The 2,453-nt window shown below is 36.9% G+C and carries 3 protein-coding genes and 1 pseudogene; all 4 read left to right on the top strand.

The features are described 5' to 3' along the window. A pseudogene (locus ON09_RS23400) lies at positions 1 to 405 on the top strand (tetratricopeptide repeat-containing sensor histidine kinase); the annotation flags it as partial. A 10-nt stretch (positions 406 to 415) separates the two neighbouring features. After that, positions 416 to 1,162: a LytR/AlgR family response regulator transcription factor gene (locus tag ON09_RS23395; RefSeq protein ID WP_010603495.1), complete on the top strand. Its 747-nt coding sequence runs from the start codon at positions 416 to 418 to the stop codon at positions 1,160 to 1,162. Positions 1,163 to 1,177: 15 nt separating this feature from the next. Continuing rightward, a complete protein-coding gene (locus ON09_RS23390; RefSeq protein WP_010603494.1) occupies positions 1,178 to 1,456 on the top strand; it encodes a hypothetical protein in 279 nt (92 codons plus the stop codon). A gap of 131 nt (positions 1,457 to 1,587) precedes the next feature. Continuing rightward, complete coding sequence (gene kduI / locus ON09_RS23385; RefSeq protein WP_010603493.1) at positions 1,588 to 2,427, top strand: 5-dehydro-4-deoxy-D-glucuronate isomerase; 840 nt, start codon at positions 1,588 to 1,590, stop codon at positions 2,425 to 2,427. Positions 2,428 to 2,453 lie beyond the last annotated feature (26 nt).

Genomic DNA, 2,453 nt, shown 5'->3' with positions numbered 1-2,453 from the left:
ACGTACACACTGCGCTATGCTGGTGCATTCGATTATAAAATAACTGTTGATAATGACCTGGATTTAAACGAAACCTTGATTCCGCCGATGCTAATACAGCCTTTTGTAGAAAATGCAATAGAACATGGTTTCAGAAACATTTCACACAAAGGTTTTTTGAACATCGCTTTTAAAACAAAAGATAATTGTTTGTTAATTGAGGTAGATGATAACGGTAGTGGCCTCACTGCGAAAGTTGCCGATAAACAAAAAAAGAAATCACTTGCACAAATTATTATAAAGGAAAGATTCGATTTGCTTTTTACTTCTAAAGGACAGCTTGCACACTTTAAGGTAGAAGATAAAAAAGAGTTAGCAGAAAAGGGTGTTTTGGTAAAAATCCTGATCCCAATCATTAATGACTAAATAAAATGTTATGAAACTTTATATACTGGAGGATGAAATCCGCATTTTGCAGCATATCCTGCAAATCGTAAAAAAAATTGATTACCTGGAAGTTGTCGGCTTTGCCGGAGAAATTTCTGTTGCAGCAAAGGAGATACCTGCATTAAAACCCGACATTATCCTTGCTGATATCAGATTAAAAGATGGCGACAGTTTTCATTTGTTTGATGAGATAGGGACGTTGGATTTTCAGGTCATCTTTCTCACTGCCTATGATCAGTATGCCATTCAGGCGCTAAATTTAGGCGCTTTTGGCTATTTATTGAAACCTATTGATGATGTTTCGCTAACCACAACACTAAATAAGTGTTATCATCACCGGGAACATGAAAGCTTCGGGCAGCAACAACTAGCAATTGCAAAAGAACATTATTTAGCGCAAGGGGTTAGTGCAAGCAAGCGCATCGCTCTAAAAAGTGTAGAATATATAGAAGTGGTTGCGATTGAGGATATCATGTTTTGTAAAAGCGATAAAGGCTACACTAGTTTTTATCTCAATGACGGGCGAGAAATTGTGGTATCCAAAGGTCTAAAAGAATATGAAAGTTTGCTTACACCTTTTGGCTTTTTAAGATGTCATCAATCTTATTTAGTAAATTTTAAATATGTAAAAAAGTACTACAGAGAGGGTTATCTGCAGATGGAAAACAAGGAGAATATTTTGGTTTCGAGCAGGAAGAAGGAAGAGGTTTTAAGATACCTGGAAAATATAGCATAAAATTAAAACAGCTATATGAGTGATAAGAATTGGATTAGCCATTTACTCATCAGGATATTTGCACTGCCCATTGCCTTTATAATGCTATATATGATTATTTTGGGTGGGAGATCAGACTCAATGGGTTTGGGATTAGTTTACGCTTTTTTAGCCCTGGCGATTATCGGCGTTTTATTTTTATCTATCGAAGCAATTTGGCTTTACCGGAAAAAGTTGTTAAACAAGTTTTTAGCTAATATTGGCATACTTTCGGTTTTGTTACTGGTATTACTTATGCTTTTTGGCGGAAGATAATTTTTGCAATTAGGTAAAGCGGTAAAAAAAGATTATAAAGTTGAGTATTAATTCCAATAATAAGTATCGTATAAATATATTTGCGAACAAGAATTGATTTCGATTCTAAATCTTATCTCAAACTTTAACCAATGAATAAATTCGAAAGTCGTTACGCTCAAAGCCCAAAAGAAGTTAAACAAATGGATACCGCCTCACTGCGGGAAAATTTTTTAATCGAAAACGTTTTTGAGGCGAACCAGGTAAACTTAACCTTGTCTCATTTTGATCGGTACATTGTTGGTGGCGCAATGCCAGTAAACGGAAAGTTGGTTTTGCCTAATCCTGATGACCTTAAAGCCACTTATTTTTTAGAAAGAAGGGAATTGGGGATGATCAATGTAGGTGGAAAGGCTATTGTAACTGCTGATGGCGATATTTTTGAACTGGAATATAAGGAAGCTTTATATATTGGCAAAGGTACAAAAGAAGTTACTTTCGAATCGGCTGATGCCGCTCAGCCAACAAAACTATATTTAAATTCGGCACCTGCACACCATACCTATCCAACAAAAAAGGTGAGCAAAGCTGATGCTGAAATTGTAGAATTGGGTACACCTGAGACGGCTAATCATAGGGTTATTAACAAACTTTTAGTAAATAGTGTATTGCCAACCTGCCAGTTGCAAATGGGAATGACCGAGCTGAAATCTGGAAGTGTTTGGAATACCATGCCGGCACACACTCATGATAGACGAATGGAAGCTTATTTCTATTTTGAAGTTCCGCAGGGTCAAAGTGTTTGTCATTTTATGGGGCAGCCGCAAGAAACCCGCCACATTTGGATGCAAAATGATCAGGCGGTAATTTCACCAAACTGGTCTATCCATTCCGGAGCGGGAACAAGCAACTATACTTTTATTTGGGGTATGGCAGGCGAAAACCTGGATTATGGCGATATGGATCACTGTGCCATCACGGAATTGAAATAGATTTTAATTCACAGATATTCTTAGCG

This window comes from Pedobacter agri PB92, from assembly GCF_000258495.1.
Taxonomy (GTDB): domain Bacteria; phylum Bacteroidota; class Bacteroidia; order Sphingobacteriales; family Sphingobacteriaceae; genus Pedobacter; species Pedobacter agri.
The sequence above is the reverse complement of the archived record's forward strand: the minus strand, read 5'-3'. Positions and strand labels throughout refer to the sequence as shown.